The organism is Psychrobacter sp. HII-4, from assembly GCF_904846595.1.
GTDB classification, from domain to species: domain Bacteria; phylum Pseudomonadota; class Gammaproteobacteria; order Pseudomonadales; family Moraxellaceae; genus Psychrobacter; species Psychrobacter celer.
In genome coordinates this window covers 1-15,728 of the sequence record NZ_CAJHBJ010000024.1, presented here as the reverse complement: position 1 = coordinate 15,728, position 15,728 = coordinate 1, and the positions used below count along the sequence as shown (strand labels likewise).

The window sequence follows — 15,728 nt, the reverse complement described above, 5'->3', positions numbered from 1 at the left end:
GATGCCGTGCTAGGGGGTTTTTGCCCCTATTTTGCTAACCAAACTAAAAACAAAACCCCAGCTTCCAAAGAGACTGGGGTCTTAACGCGTATCAAAATATGTTTAGTCCATGTATAGTTAATTTACTTTAAAACCGATACGTTCATATGAACGTATCGATTTTATTTCGAACTGATTATAGATAACTAGCGGCCAAATTGCGGACAGGCCTAGTCACCCTTAACGATTTCTGGCGGACCTTCTAGTAGCTCTTCATCCGCAAACTCATTGGCGGTATTGTGCTCAATCGACTCATCAGTGATAAAGCGCTGTTCGGCACGATACAGTATCAGCTCATCACGGTTGAACCCACGTATCATGGCATACAACATGACAAATACCACGATAGCAAAGGGAAACCCTGCGACGATAGCCGCCGCTTGCAAGGCGCCAAGCCCGCCCGCAGCCAACAAAATAGCCGCTACCAGACCTTGCATAATGGCCCAAAACAAACGCTGAATCTTAGGCGGATTGGTATCGCCGCCAGCAGTCAGCATGTCAATGACAAAGCTGGCCGAATCTGATGAGGTCACAAACCACAATACAATCATCAGAACGATCAACATCGTCGTGGCTTTGGTAAATGGATAAAACTCCATCAGTTTAAAGATGGCGCTACCATAATCGTTTTGTACCACCTCGATAAACCCAGGGTTACCGATCAGCTCCATGTCTACTGCGACACCGCCAAAGGTCGTGAACCAGAAAAATAAAATAATCATCGGAATAAATAACACGCCGAGCAAAAACTCACGAATGGTACGACCACGAGAGATACGCGCGATAAACACCCCGACAAATGGTGACCAGCTGATCCACCATGCCCAGTAAAATATTGTCCATGAAGACTGCCAATCACCTTTACTATAGGCCTCACTCCAAAAGCTGAGCTGGACGATGTTTTGTATATAGTTGCCGGTGTTTTCGACCAAGCTGTCCATGATGTACTGTGTAGGTCCCATGATAAAAGCAAACCCTAACAACACAAAGGTCAAAACAATATTGGTATCACTTAGGCGTTTGATACCCTTATCCAAGCCCATTAGCAATGAGCCGCAGGCAAGTATGGTGATAAAGGCAATTAAGATCACCTGCATGGTGACAGAATTAGGTAAACCAAATAACCCCTCAAGTCCAGAGTTAATCTGCAATACGCCAAAACCCAAGGTAGTAACCACGCCAAACATGGTACCAAAGACCGCTAGTGTATCGACCGTATGTCCCCACTTGCCATAGATCTTTTGGCCCAATATCGGGTAGAGACTAGAGCGAATCGATAAAGGCAAGCCACGGCGAAAATGAAAATAAGCCAATGACAACGCCACGATGGCATAAATAGCCCAAGCGTGTATCCCATAATGCAAAAATGAGATATTCATCGCTTGTTTGGCAGCCTCTACTGTCTCGGCCTCACCCAGTGGCGGCGCCATAAAGTGATAGACGGGCTCTGCGGTGCCCCAGTACATGATGCCGATACCGATACCCGCTGAAAACAGCATACCTATCCAAGATGGCAGGCTATATTGCGGGGTTTCGGTTTGATGACCTAAGCGGATATCACCGTATTTGCTAAAGATTAAATACAGACACAGCCCCACGGCCACGTTCATTAAAATAATAAACATCCAACCAAAGCGGTTGGTGATAAAGCTTTGTGCACTAGTAAACATCGTATCTGCTAGCTCATGAAACAAAGCGCCGAATATAATAAACCCCACAATCAATATTGCAGACGCAATAAACACTGGTTTATTTACTCGCGGAAAAGGCCCTAAGCGACCTATTTTGAGTTCACTCATCTTAGTTATCCAATATGTTAGGGTGAGTTACCTTAACAATATGTTACCCATTTATCAAACCCCACCCTCAATTGTTAAGTTTTGATACAAAAAAATAGCCCTGAATTCCCAGAGCTATTGTGGCATGACTGTTTAATAGGTGACTTAACACAGTGGATTAGCACTGTTTTTTGCGGCGCTAGCCTGCACATAAAGACTAGTCACCTTTGACAATCTTTGGCGGCCCCTTTAGTAACTCTTCATCGACAAACTCATCAGCGGTATTGCGATCGATAGACTCATCCGTAATATACTGCTGCTGCGCGCGGTACAAAATCAAGCGATCACGGCTCAAACCGCGCCATAACGAATACATCATCACAAAGATGACCAATGCAAATGGCAGACCTGCAACGATGGCAGCGGCTTGTAATGCGTCCAATCCACCTGCAGCCAACAAAATCGCCGCGATTAAACCTTCCATCGTCGCCCAAAACAAACGCTGAATCTTGGGTGGATTGGTATCACCACCAGCAGTCAGCATATCGATGACAAAACTGGCCGAGTCAGAGGAAGTCACAAACCACAGGACAATCATGACGACGAGCAACAACGTAATTGGCTTGGTCAGTGGATAGTACTCAATCAGTCTAAAAATCGCACTGCCGAAGTCTGCATTTACCGCGTCGACCAATCCTGGACTCACTAAAGCGGGATCAAGGGCGGTGAGCAGCTCCATATGGATGGCCACCCCGCCAAAGGTGGTAAACCAAAAAAACAAAATCGTCATAGGAATGAGCAGCACGCCAAGGGTAAACTCACGAATGGTACGACCACGGCTAATACGTGCGATAAACACCCCAACGAACGGCGACCAGCTAACCCACCATGCCCAATAAAAAATCGTCCAGCTACTTTGCCAATCGGTATTGCTATACGCCTCGCCCCAAAAGCTCAGTGGCACCATAGCGGCCAAATAGTTTCCGACATTTTCAAAAAAGCTATCAAAGATAAATAGTGTCGGGCCCAAAACCACCATAAACGCCAGTAGCAAGCCTGTCAGACCCATATTGATATCACTTAAGCGCTTGATACCTTTATCAAGGCCCAACATCAGCGAACCACAAGCCAGCAGCGTGATAAAGGTAATAATGGCAAACTGCACACCGACACTGTTAGGAAAACCAAATAGGTTTTCGAGGCCTGAGTTGATCTGCATCACCCCCAACCCCAGCGAAGTGACTACCCCAAACATCGTGCCAAATACCGCTAAAACATCGACAGTATTGCCCCAGCGTCCATAGATTTTTTGCCCCAATATCGGATACAGAGTCGAGCGTATAGACAGCGGCAACCCCCGTCTAAAGTGGAAGTACGCTAAAGATAGCGCCATTTATCAATTAATTACACAATTTCACTCAATAAAGATACCGCTAAAACACAGCTGATACTATATTTCTATTTTGGTTTTATTAAAGAGGTTGCCGACTGACCAACTGTAACAGCCTGGCATCCTTGCCGTCTTCGAGCAGCCACACTCGCCCATCGACGGCCAACACACTACGCATCCGCTCCCCCATATCGTACCGATAACGCTCACCTGCTTTCTCACTGCCATTGTTGCTGTCAAGGCGCACCACCATCAGCGCTTGTGAAGACAAACCACTGATAAGCGCATGCCCTTGCCATGCAGGAAAGTCGTTATGACGGCCAGATGCGTAAATGCTCATTGAGGACGGTGAGATAACAGGCGTCCAAGTGATATGAGGCGCAGCAAAATCAGGCCGCGTATCATGATCAGGAATATCAGTCCCATTATAATTGCGGCCGTTTGAGACGACCGGCCAGCCGTAGTTACGGCCTTTTTTGATCAAATTAAACTCATCACCGCCGCGCGGCCCCATCTCATGCGCCCAAAGTCTGCCGGCATCGTCAAATACCATACCAAGGACATTGCGATGACCTATCGACCAAAACTGCTTGGCAATCTCGTGCTTATCTTCGGTAAATGGGTTGTCCTTTGGCACAGAGCCATCTGGATGTAGCCGTATGATTTTTCCCAAGTTGCCACTCATGTCCTGCGCGGGGGCTTTTTGTTGGCGATCGCCCGAGCTGATATATAGATACTGACCATCAGGGGAGAAGAGCAAACGATGGCTATAGTGACCTTGACCGCGTACCTTTGGGGCTTGCTCCCAGATAGGCATCAGCGCTTGTAAGCTTGGCGTCTCAGTATCCAGCCCCGTTAGTGCCGCTTTGATGACTTTTGCCCCAAACTTGCCGCTATCGCCGCCTGTACCTGCCTCAGCATAGCTGAGATATATCTGCTTAGAGGTAGAAAAATCAGGCGCTAGGATGACGTCACCCAGACCGCCCTGTCCGCCATAAGCCACTGCCGGTATACCCGCTACCGCTGTCTTGCTACCCATGGCAGTATCAACGACAAACAGCTCGCCGGTCTTTTGAGTCACCAAGAGCTTGGGGGACTCATTATCCGCCGTTGGTAGCGCCGTCATTGCCCAAGGCTCATCAAAGATGGCGAGCGCTTTTGTATCAAAGATAGGTTTTTCGGTATTGGCCGCCAAATCGCGCGCTGCGGCTTGGCCTTCTTTGTATTCTGTCAGATCGGCGTCGGTATTGACGGCTGCAGGATTGGAGCATGCAGAGGCACTAAACAGCAGTGACGCTACCACGAGCGATAGTAGCAACGGCATTTTTATTCTTTTATTAATAATAGTCATCCTGATTTATCTCCCTAATCTTGCCGTCTTTTTATGTGCTTTATCATTATTTATACCACAATCAAGGTGTGTAAACGGTAAAAAATGTTGACACAAAAAAACCCCTTACCTGACCATATAAAAATAGGCAGATAAGGGGTTTGGATTTTTCATTAGCTAGCAGAGACCGCTAAACTAACTCAATGAAAAACAAGCGCTTGATTTAGCTCATTCTGAGCTTATTAAATGTCAGCTGATCATCTGCGTCGACATCGACTTTGATGATATCACCTGCGACAAAGTCACCAGCCAATAGCTTTAATGACAATGGGTTTTCGATCTCTTGCTGGATCGCACGTTTTAGTGGACGCGCGCCATACACAGGATCGTAACCAATAGCGACTAGTTTGTTCATCGCATCGGCTGACAGCTCGATATCCATCTCACGCTCTTGGAGACGCTGACGTAGACGCTGCAACTGAATGTCAGCAATACCAGCCATCTGCGACATGCCAAGCGGATGGAATACCACAATCTCATCGATACGGTTGACAAACTCTGGGCGGAAATGCTGTCCGACCGAATCCATCACCTCAGACTTGATGTCTTCATAGCTCTCGCCGACCATCTCTTGGATTTTGTGTGAGCCTAAGTTACTGGTCATCACAATCACCGTGTTTTTGAAGTCGACCACGCGGCCTTGTGAGTCGGTCAAACGTCCATCGTCTAACACTTGTAGCAAGATATTAAACACATCAGGATGCGCCTTTTCGACCTCATCAAACAGTATCACGCTATAAGGCTTACGGCGTACCGCTTCGGTCAAGGTGCCGCCTTCTTCATAACCGACATAGCCTGGAGGCGCGCCCACTAAGCGGCTGACGCTGTGTTTCTCCATATACTCACTCATGTCGATACGGATGATGGCATCCTCACTATCAAACAAGAAGTTGGCCAGTGATTTGGTCAGCTCAGTTTTACCAACCCCCGTAGGCCCTAAAAATAAGAACGAACCCAATGGGCGGTTGGGATCAGACAACCCAGCTCGGCTACGGCGCACAGCGTTGGCGACTGCTTTGACCGCTTCATCTTGACCGATGACGCGCTCATGCAGCTTCTCTTCCATCGCCAGCATCTTGTCACGCTCGCCTTGCAGCATTTTGCTGACAGGAATTCCCGTCGCGGCTGCCACCACCTCTGCGATCTCGTTGTCCGTGACTTTATTACGCAGCAGTTTGGCACCGCCATTATCACCTGCCAGCTCTTTTTGCTCGGCCAAATCAGACTCTGTGATACGGCGCTCAAGCTGTGGAATCGTCTCGTACTGCAGCTTACTCATGGTCTCGTAGTCACCTTCGCGGCTGGCTTTGTCATAAGCGATACGCGCTTTGTCCAGCTCGTCTTTTAGCTGCTGAGAGCCTTTGACCAGCGCTTTTTCCGCTTGCCAGACTTCATTGAGATCGGCGTACTCTTTTTCTAGCTCTTCGATTTGGCTATCAAGCACTTTAAGCTCTGCTTGTGCGCCGGCATCTTCTTCGTTTTTGAGTACTTCGCGCTGCATTTTTAGCTGAATCAAACGGCTATCGAGCTTACCAAGCGCTTCAGGCTTGCTGTCCATCTCCATGCGCAGACGACTTGCCGCTTCATCGATTAAATCAATCGCCTTATCTGGCAATTTGCGATCGGTAATATAACGATGGCTCATGCGTGCTGCGGCAATAATCGCGCTATCTTGAATATCGACACCGTGATGCAGCTCATAACGCTCTTTTAGACCACGCAAAATCGCAATGGTGTCTTCAACCGTTGGCTCATCAACCAATACTTTTTGGAAGCGGCGCTCAAGCGCGGCATCTTTTTCGATATATTGGCGGTACTCATCTAGCGTCGTTGCGCCCACACAGTGTAGCTCACCGCGTGCAAGCGCGGGCTTTAGCATATTGCCTGCATCCATCGCGCCCTCTGACTTACCCGCGCCGACCATGGTATGCAGCTCATCGATAAACAAAATGACATTGCCCTCTTGCTTGGCCAAGTCACTTAGCACCCCTTTGAGGCGCTCCTCAAACTCACCGCGGAATTTTGCCCCCGCAATAAGCGCGCCTAAGTCTAACGACAATACTTCTTTATTACGAAGCCCTTCTGGCACATCGCCATTGATGATTTTTTGTGCTAGGCCTTCGACGATGGCCGTCTTACCGACACCCGGTTCACCGATGAGCACGGGGTTGTTTTTGGTGCGGCGCGAGAGCACTTGAATGGTACGGCGAATCTCTTCATCACGGCCAATGACAGGGTCTAGCTTACCCAGCTCAGCCTGCTCAGTTAAGTTGATGGTGTATTTGTTTAGCGCATCACGCTGATCTTCGGCATTTTGATTGTCCACCGTTTCGTCTCCACGTAATTTTTCGATCACAGCCTTTAACTGACTGGCTGTCACGCCTGCGTTTTCAAAGATTTTTTTGGTCTCGCCTTGTTCAGCAAGTGCCAATAGCACCCATTCAGTGGCAATAAATTCATCACCTGCCTTCTGCGCTTGGCGATCGGCTAGGTTTAAAATCTTCACTGAGTTTGGGTTTAGGTTGACATCACCTGTCGGCTCGCTAATTGTCGCTTGATTATCGAGCGCTTTTGCTACGCCGTTTTTTAGCGCTGGAATCGACGCGCCTGCTTGCTGACAGATAGATAAGTTAGACTCATCTTGTAGCAGTACGGCAAGCAGATGCACAGGGTCTATGCCTGTGTGATCACGTCCTAGAGCCAGACTTTGCGCCTCGGAGATAGCCGTTTGCAGCTTTTGGGTAAATTTCTCAAACCTCATATTGTTATCCTTTGATATTTCTGTATGTTATGGGTCAAAATGACAGCAGACTCTTATAAGTATTAGACTCGCCTACTCGCCTTTAGTTAATATTTATATAGGGTATAGTACCTTGTATTTCAAGCGAAAAACAATAAAAAACCTTACTATTAGCAATGATATAAACTTATTCTTATTCATAAGGTTTTATACCGTGCGTTTCAAGACACCCATTCTTAAAAACAAAGCCGTTATACGCATTGCCGCATGGTCGCCAAGTAGGAGTTTATTCCACGATTTCGATCGGTGTATCAATGGCAACCAATGCCATAATCTCATCCATCTCATCATTAGTCACCGCAATACAGCCATCCGTCCAATCACGCTGCTGCGTAATGGCCGCTAGATGACCAAGGCCGTTTTTTTGTCCATGAATCATAATATCACCACCCGCACTGACCCCGCGTTTTTTGGCTTGGGCTTTATCAGCGGCGTTAGGATAACTGATGTGGATGGAGCGATAGTAGCTAGAGTTTTCATTTTTATAATCGAGAATATAACTCCCTGTCGGTGTGCGCTCGTCGCCTTCTTGGCGCTTATGTCCCAATGGGCTATCCCCTAAAGCAATGTGATAAGTTTTGATTACTCGATCGCCACTTAATAGCTTTAATACCCGCTCGGACTTATCGACATAGACTTTGTCAATCGTGATATTTGCAAGGTCAGTTTGATGGCCTTTGTCAAAGTGATTTGCTGCAGCGAGCGCTTTGTAGCCTGTCAGGCCAACGCCGAGCAAAATAAGCATCGCCAAGGACAGCAGGATGATTTTTTTGGGGTATAAACGAAAAAATGACACAGTCTTTGCCTTTTATAATCCACCAGTAATGGGCTTTTATAAAATAACAAAAATTTGTGTCAAATATGTGCAAAAAGTATGAATACGCTAAAAGCGCGATTATACCATACGAATCGCGCCATCTAAGCGTATCACTTCGCCGTTTAGGTAGGCGTTATCAATGATATGAGTAACCAATTTGGCAAACTCGTTTGGAGCACCCAAACGCTTAGGATACGGCACACCTGCTTCTAACTGTTCGCGCGCCTTTTCGGGAATGGTGTCCATCATCGGTGTGGCAAACACACCAGGCGCGATGGTCATGACTCTGATGCCGTGGCGCGACAGCTCGCGTGCAAGCGGCAATGTCAGCCCGACCACGCCCGCTTTCGATGACGCATAACTGGCCTGCCCAACTTGTCCATCAAAGGCGGCGATAGAGGCGGTATTGATGATAATACCGTTGTCTGCGTTTGATGCGTAAGCGCCAGCTGCCACACGCTTAGCGATGCTAGCCGCTACCAAACGTGCGACGTTAAAAGACCCCACGAGATTGATATGAACCCCGCGGCTAAACGCCTCGAGATCGGCAGGTTTATTTTCACGATCGAGTAGCTTTTGTACCACCGCAATGCCCGCGCAGTTGATAGAGCCTTGCAGACCGCCAAAGGCTCGTTCGGCCATGTCTACTGCTGCTTGCACATCCTCGCCGCTGGTGATATCACAGCGTACAAAACGGCTATTTGCGCCTAGCTCATCAGTCAGTGCTTGTCCTGCCGATTCATTTAAATCGGCGATGACCACCTTGCCGCCTTGAGCGACGATTGCCCGTACCACGGCTTCGCCAAGGCCTGATGCACCGCCCGTTACCAAAAAGCTGTGTTGTTCAATTTGCATAATCCTTCCTTTTATTTGTCTGGTATTCTTTGCATGTAGTCTTTATAGTGTACGGAAAAATATTTGAGACAATGCATGATGCATTGCTCATCTTAAGCCAACATGGCCAATAAGGCGGCGACTGACGTACAGTCGCCCTTAATATGGCCGCGTCTTGATATCGTCGCGTTTTTCTTGGCTTATGCCGCAGACAAACTGCGCAGCAAAAAGCGCTGAATCTTGCCACTTGGTGTCTTGGGCAATGCTGCCACAAACTCAACGTCACGCGGATAGGCGTGTGTCGATAGACGCTTGCGTACCAGGTCTTGTATTTCTTTGGCCAGCTCATCTGAGCCTTCGATGCCGTCCTTTAGCACCACATACGACTTGATGGTATGACCGCGCACTTCATCAGGTACGCCAACGGCCGCCGACTCTGCCACCGCATCATGCTCCAGTACGGTGTTTTCGACATCAGTCGGCCCCACACGGTAGCCTGCGGTAATGATGATGTCATCATCACGCCCTGAGAACCAATAGCTACCGTCACTATGACGTTCGACCACATCGCCTGTTAGGTAGTAATCACCGACAAAGGCGTCTTTTTCATTCCAGCTATAACCACGGAAATAAAACGCGGGCGACTGACTGACCACCACCGCCAGCTGGCCTTGCTCACCATCAGGCAAGACATTCATGTCATCATCCAACACGACGAGGGTATGCCCTGGAAGCGCCATACCCATTGAGCCGACAGGACACTCATGGATCAAAGCATGGTGCTCGCAGCACGTCATTCCCGTCTCAGTTTGTCCATATTGGTCACAGACTTTGCAGTTTAGATAAGTCTCCACCCAGTTGACGACCTCGGTATTTAGGGTCTCGCCTGCCGAGTTGGCGCAGCGTAGGGATAGCGCGGCATCGCTATCATCATGCGCCTGCTCAAACACGCCGCTGGATTTCATCATACGAAAGGCAGTGGGCGAGGAGGCCAAATTGGTAATCTTATGACGCGCCATAAAGTCGCGCGTGTTTTCTGCATCAAATCCTGACTCATTAAAATGGGTGGTGATGCCCATCAGCAACGGCCCTGTAATGGCATAATACAACCCATAGGCCCAGCCAGGATCGGCCATATTCCAGTAATTATCATCGGCGCGCAAATCGATGGCATAACGCATATATAGATAAAAAGCCGAGAGCGCGCTGAGAGGAACGCTGACGCCCTTAGATTTACCGACGGTCCCAGAGGTAAACATCTGCAAAAATGGCGCATCTGTATCCAAGAGCACAGGCGCCGCCGTAGATGGCTGCGCTGCTACCACTTCCTCATAACGATCGTCACCCCAGCCATGGTCCTGCTGGCTATCATTGCCGCCCACCAAGACCATTTTGGTTTGCTCAGCCAAATCCTCAAACTTGCCGCGGTTCTCAAGGTTAGTAAATACCACTTTGGTATTGGCCTTATCCATACGGTATTTGATCGACTCATAGCCAAAAGCGGTAAATAACGGCTGATACACGGCACCAATACGCCATGTCGCCAATACAATAGTCAGCAGTTCAGGTGTGCGCGGCAGCATGGTCGCCACTTGATCGCCAGCTTGCACACCATATGACTGGAGCAAGTTGGCAACGTGACCACTGGCCTTATCAAGCTCAGCGAAGCTTAGGCGCGTGACGTTGCCTGCTGTGTCTTCGTGTACGAGTGCGAGATGCTCACCCCGCCCATCACGCACATGGCGCCCGCAGCAGGCCATGTAAGCATTTCGCTGGTCGTCCAGATGCTCGCCATATATTTCGGTCAATAAGTTATTGATATTAAAGTTTTGATAATAATCGCGGTAGTGTGGGCGCGTATCGGTGTGAGTTGTCGTGGGAGTCGATGAGGTAGTCATAAGCCAATCCTTTAGCACTTGCAGGTCATTGATGACAAGTGACAACAGCGGCACATGACATCATGGATAAAAATGCTCATGAATCAAAACACCACTGTCTCACTTGTAAAACCGCCCTATCCTATGGGCGGTTTTTATTGTCTATACGCTATTAGTAACGCATTTTACTTATTATTTCAATACATAACGTATCATTTTTATATTATTTTTTCTGCTGGTATTATTATTTCTACGTAGTTTCTATCTATTTAGTTTATATATAGTCATGACTGTTCAGCGCAATTGCATATGACTTATCATTTCATCGCCATGGCAGGCTTATGCGACATAACGTCTCATTGCTAAGCCCACCGATTATTGCCAAGTACACAGGCAGCTTAACAGCGCTTTTTCTTCACAGCTTTGGTGCTTTTTGCTACGGCCGCGTCGGGCGTGTTTGTATGTTTCAAAAAACTGACCTGCCAAAAACCGTTCGATAAGCATCGGATGAATATAAGAAGCACGGCATACCGCTGGCGTATTGCCAAGCTCTTCGGCCACGCTCTTCACCATATCGGTAACCAGCTGCTGACGCGCCTTGCTAGCAGGCGCGCTGGCTAGGATTGTCCGGCCTGCCGAGGTCTGCAGCTCATCATACAGATAGCTCGCTGCCAGTACACTGGCCATCCAAGTACGAAAGTCCTTTGCACTGTACAATCTGCCCGATGTAAGACCCTCCAAGTCCTCGCTGCTCGGCTGTTTGTGCGCCTCTGTAGCCGCACACAGATGACGGCGCAAGTAGTCATTGACATCGCTGCTATCCACAACTTGCTTATCGCCATTTCCATCTAGATATTTAAAAATCTGATACCCAGGCAGCTCACTACAGGCTTGCACAATTTCAATCAAGCGCTCGTCTTGTAGTTCGATATGGTGCTCTTTGGCACTTTTGCCGACAAAATCAAACGCCAGACCGTTATCCGTCTCGCTCACGTGCTTACTGCGCAGCGTACTCAGGCCATAGCTTTTATTCATCTTTGCATAGCGACTATTACCGATACGAATAAGGGTAGTTTCCAATAACTTGACCACGGCGGCTAATACATTGGCGCGTGATAACGGCGCAGCTTCTAGATCTTTTTCGACTTGCTCGCGCAGCGTGGGCAACGCGGTCGCAAACCCTATCATCGCGGCAAACTTGGCGTGATCGCGCACGCGGTTCCACTCCGGATGATACAGGTACTGCTTGCGCGCTTTGTCATCGCGGCCTGTCGATTGCAGATGGCCTTTTTCGTCTTGGCATATCCACACCTCTGACCACATCGGCGGTATCACCAGCGCATCAAAGCGCTTGCGCAGCGCTTTATCTTTTACCGTCTTGCCTGCCGCATCACGATAGGTAAAGCCGCGACCCCAACGCCGACGGGTAAATCCAGGTTCATCGTCGCTGACATAACGCAGGTTTGCCAAGCGTGCTAAATGTTCATAATCATGGCGTACATCTTGCGGGGTTGTTTGCTGGTCTAACTTCGCCATAAAAAATACTCGATTGATAAAATAGACGCTTTAGCATAATGAATTGCGGCAGTTTTTGCTGTTTGCTTGCCACAAACAAAGTGTAATACTGTGTAAATAGCCGTCCAATTACCATAAAAAAAACGCCAAGCACTTAATACTTGGCGTTTTTTATGGCTAGTGTCAATATGACGACAAATCTAAAAAGCTTTATTTACCATAAGTGCATAAATAAGCGGTCTCAACCTCTACTTTTACGCCAAACTTCTGATTGGCTTCAACGGTAAATGACTCGCCAGCATCAAAGGTCTGCCATTCGCTACTTTCTGGCAGTTTAACGGTCAACGCGCCGCTCACCACACTCATGGTCTCAAATTCGCTGGTGCCAAATTCATACTCCCCAATTTCCATCACGCCGACAGTCGCTGGCAAAGTGGCTGTCTGAAAGGCGATCGATGTGACTTTATCGTCAAAATAACTATTTACGCTTGGCATAAATTTTCCTTAAGTAATGGTGTTTAAAATGTGTTGATAAACCTTACAGTCCTGCTTTAAGGCTGGCTTCGATGAATTGATCGAGATCACCATCGAGTACCGCGCTGGTATTAAACGTCTCAACGCCAGTACGCAAGTCCTTGATACGTGAGTCATCGAGCACATACGAGCGAATTTGACTGCCCCAGCCGACGTCAGACTTATTGTCTTCGACCGCTTGCTGTTTTTCCATACGTTTTTGCATCTCAAGCTCATAAAGCTTGGCGCGCAGCATTTTCATGGCAGTGGCTTTGTTGCCATGCTGGCTACGCTCGTTTTGGCACGTGACCACCACGCCAGTTGGCTCGTGGGTAATACGCACCGCAGAATCAGTGGTGTTGACGTGCTGACCACCCGCGCCCGATGAGCGGTAGGTATCGATACGCAGATCGGCCGGATTAATATCAATCTCGACGTTGTCGTCAATCTCAGGCGAAACAAAAACAGCGGCAAATGACGTATGACGGCCATTGTTGCTATCAAATGGTGACTTACGCACTAGGCGATGCACACCAATCTCGGTACGCAGCCAGCCAAACGCATAGTCGCCTTTGATCTCGATCGTCGCTGATTTAATCCCAGCGACACTACCAGACGACACTTCGATGACCTCGACCTTAAAGCCATGTGACTCCGCCCAGCGCGTATACATCCGCAGCAGCATCTCAGCCCAGTCTTGTGCTTCGGTGCCGCCACTACCCGACTGAATGTCTAAGTAGCAGTTGTTTGGGTCCATCTCGCCGCTAAACATACGGCGAAACTCCAAGTCCGCCACACGCGTCTCGGCACTATCTAACTCGCTTTGCACGTCCGCCAGCAGTGACTCGTCCTCTGCCTCGACCGCCAGCTCGAGCATGGCAGAGGCATCTGCCAAGGTAGTCTCAAGCGATATCACCACGTCGATGACACCATCAAGCTGACTTTTTTCTTTATTAATCTTGGTCGCGCGCTCAGGATCGTTCCATAGCTCAGGATTTTCTAATTCCAAATTGATTTCTTCTAGGCGCTCTTGCTTACCATCGAAGTCAAAGATACCTCCGAAGGTCCTGTCCTCGCTCAGATAAGTCTTTGATTTTTTCTTGATACGGATTGATTTCCATAAATAGTCCTGTTTTTTTGCTAAAAAATAAAGGTCGCACTCGGGCGCTATTTTAAATGAGATTTCGGTTACATAATGGATTAATTGTGCGCTGACTGGTAGCGGCTCATTGACCAACCTCAATCGACCAATCTTCGACCGCCCAGCGATGCGCCAGCGCATGAGCATGCAGCGCCTCATCAGGAGACACGCAGACTGCGACGTCCGCCCATTCTAGCAGCGGGATGTCATTTTTAGAATCTGAATACGCATAAGTTTTTTCAAAGCGAACGCCAGCGAGCTGCTGCTTATTTAGCCACTTATCGAGATGATAAATCTTACCTTCTTTAAAGTTTGGCTTGTCGGTGAGCTTGCCGGTATAACGGGCGTCCTTTATCTCAAGCGGCGTCGACAATACATTGCCAGCCTCAACCCCAAAACGCTTTGCGATGGCAGACACCACAAAATCATTGGTCGCGGAGATTATCACCACATCATGCCCTTTTTCTACATGCTGACAGAGCACCTCCATCGCTTTTGGGCGGATGTGCGGCTCGATCTCAGACTTAATATAGTCTTCGCGTAACGCGTGTAGCCTCTCCATCGGTAAGCTGCTCAAAAACTGGGCGACAAACTCATTGTACTCAGTGGCATCGAGCGTGCCTTCGATATAGTCCTGATAAAACTTTTGATTGGCCGTACGATATTCGGCTTCATCGACCAGATTGTGCTTGACGATATACTCGCCCCAAAGATAATCGCTATCGACATCGAGCAAAGTATGATCCAAATCAAAAAGCGCCAGTTCTTTTGCTATCGGTTGTGCTGCCTGCATAATAAAACCTTATGGTGAGTGATAAAACGATGATTGGTAAAGAAGGGTTAAAAGTTGGGTGATAGTTGGTGGCACCCCATCTTCCATGACTCGGTAATATTTCGTGAATACAACTGTTTGGCAAACAAAATTATGCTAACTTTATAATAAAAACAGAGAAGCTTATGAAAACGCCCAATCCCCAGTCCACCACCGCTCGTCGACCGAGACGCCCTGCCCGCTCTATCAAAGAGATTAGGCGGCGGCAACGAGGAGAGGATTATCAGTCTCCGATGGCACTTATCTTCTACGCGCTCTTGACAGCTTTGCTGTATGGCGCTGGCGGGTTGTTTATTGATCTTGCTATCGTCGTGATTCGCTCTTTATTCAATCTAGGCACGGGCGATATTTTTTGGTTGTTTACGCCCATCCTGCTGGTTTTGGGTGCCATTATTGGGTTTTTTGTCGGCAAAAACGCCGGCGCCGAGAGCGTCAATGCCTTACACAATCCGCAAGCTAGCAATAACGCTTATCTCGACGACTACTCTATACGCCATGATATCTTTCGAGGTCTGATGATCGGGATTGCTATCTTTGCGGTTATTTGGCTGGTCATGATGCTCATGACGTAAATACGCGCAACCACAATGTCAGCGACGATAAGACGAACAACGGTTGACTTCCTCCCCTCCCTAAACGGAGGGAATTCCTACTAAAGACGGTCAAGCCCGACCACGAGAATGTTTTTTGCTCCATTAACATCTCTGTTATGGGTCGTTTTACAAGAACGACAAAACCACTCTCTTATACCAAGACCTGATCTACCTTTCGGACTGTCTTGGCGGGAGCCGCAACACGAGCA

The 15,728-nt window shown here is 48.3% G+C and carries 11 protein-coding genes and 2 pseudogenes; 1 reads left to right on the top strand and 12 read right to left on the bottom strand.

The window, feature by feature from the left end; all coding sequences use genetic code 11:
• Window positions 1–209: 209 nt before the first annotated feature.
• From JMX98_RS10410 to JMX98_RS10360, 11 genes and pseudogenes are all read right to left on the bottom strand, one after another.
• Entirely contained in the window at window positions 210–1,838 is a 1,629-nt protein-coding gene (locus JMX98_RS10410; RefSeq protein ID WP_201586401.1) for a BCCT family transporter, read from the bottom strand.
• A 196-nt stretch (window positions 1,839–2,034) separates the two neighbouring features.
• Window positions 2,035–3,210 (bottom strand): annotated as a pseudogene (locus JMX98_RS10405) (BCCT family transporter); the annotation flags it as partial.
• 79 nt (window positions 3,211–3,289) lie between these two features.
• A complete protein-coding gene (locus JMX98_RS10400; RefSeq protein ID WP_201586399.1) occupies window positions 3,290–4,558 on the bottom strand; it encodes a PQQ-dependent sugar dehydrogenase in 1,269 nt (422 codons plus the stop codon).
• 202 nt (window positions 4,559–4,760) lie between these two features.
• Window positions 4,761–7,358: an ATP-dependent chaperone ClpB gene (gene clpB / locus JMX98_RS10395; RefSeq protein WP_201586397.1), complete on the bottom strand. Its 2,598-nt coding sequence runs from the start codon at window positions 7,356–7,358 to the stop codon at window positions 4,761–4,763.
• A 265-nt stretch (window positions 7,359–7,623) separates the two neighbouring features.
• Entirely contained in the window at window positions 7,624–8,193 is a 570-nt protein-coding gene (locus JMX98_RS10390) for a L,D-transpeptidase family protein (RefSeq protein WP_227680132.1), read from the bottom strand.
• A 99-nt stretch (window positions 8,194–8,292) separates the two neighbouring features.
• Window positions 8,293–9,069: an SDR family NAD(P)-dependent oxidoreductase gene (locus JMX98_RS10385; RefSeq protein WP_201586395.1), complete on the bottom strand. Its 777-nt coding sequence runs from the start codon at window positions 9,067–9,069 to the stop codon at window positions 8,293–8,295.
• 179 nt (window positions 9,070–9,248) lie between these two features.
• Window positions 9,249–10,946, bottom strand: coding sequence for an AMP-binding protein (locus JMX98_RS10380; protein WP_201586393.1), 1,698 nt, complete (start codon window positions 10,944–10,946; stop codon window positions 9,249–9,251).
• A 354-nt stretch (window positions 10,947–11,300) separates the two neighbouring features.
• Window positions 11,301–12,461 carry a DNA topoisomerase IB gene (locus JMX98_RS10375; RefSeq protein ID WP_201586391.1) on the bottom strand — a complete coding sequence of 387 codons (1,161 nt, stop codon included), beginning with the start codon at window positions 12,459–12,461 and terminating at the stop codon, window positions 11,301–11,303.
• A gap of 189 nt (window positions 12,462–12,650) precedes the next feature.
• Entirely contained in the window at window positions 12,651–12,935 is a 285-nt protein-coding gene (locus tag JMX98_RS10370; protein WP_192993871.1) for a pyrimidine/purine nucleoside phosphorylase, read from the bottom strand.
• 43 nt (window positions 12,936–12,978) lie between these two features.
• Window positions 12,979–14,074, bottom strand: a protein-coding gene (prfB, locus tag JMX98_RS10365; RefSeq protein ID WP_201586389.1) for a peptide chain release factor 2 whose coding sequence is annotated in 2 segments (ribosomal slippage) — window positions 12,979–14,001 and window positions 14,003–14,074 — 1,095 coding nt in all. Because the reading frame shifts where the segments join, the coding sequence is not laid out codon by codon here.
• Between the two features lie 105 nt (window positions 14,075–14,179).
• Complete coding sequence (locus tag JMX98_RS10360) at window positions 14,180–14,887, bottom strand: HAD family hydrolase (protein ID WP_201586387.1); 708 nt, start codon at window positions 14,885–14,887, stop codon at window positions 14,180–14,182.
• A 164-nt stretch (window positions 14,888–15,051) separates the two neighbouring features.
• Here JMX98_RS10360 and JMX98_RS10355 point away from each other — a divergent pair, with 164 nt between their 5' ends.
• Window positions 15,052–15,498, top strand: a complete 447-nt coding sequence (locus JMX98_RS10355; protein WP_201586385.1) for a hypothetical protein — start codon at window positions 15,052–15,054, stop codon at window positions 15,496–15,498.
• A 60-nt stretch (window positions 15,499–15,558) separates the two neighbouring features.
• On the opposite strand, the pseudogene JMX98_RS10350 reads toward JMX98_RS10355, so the two are convergent.
• Window positions 15,559–15,728: pseudogene (locus JMX98_RS10350) on the bottom strand (zinc ribbon domain-containing protein); the annotation flags it as partial.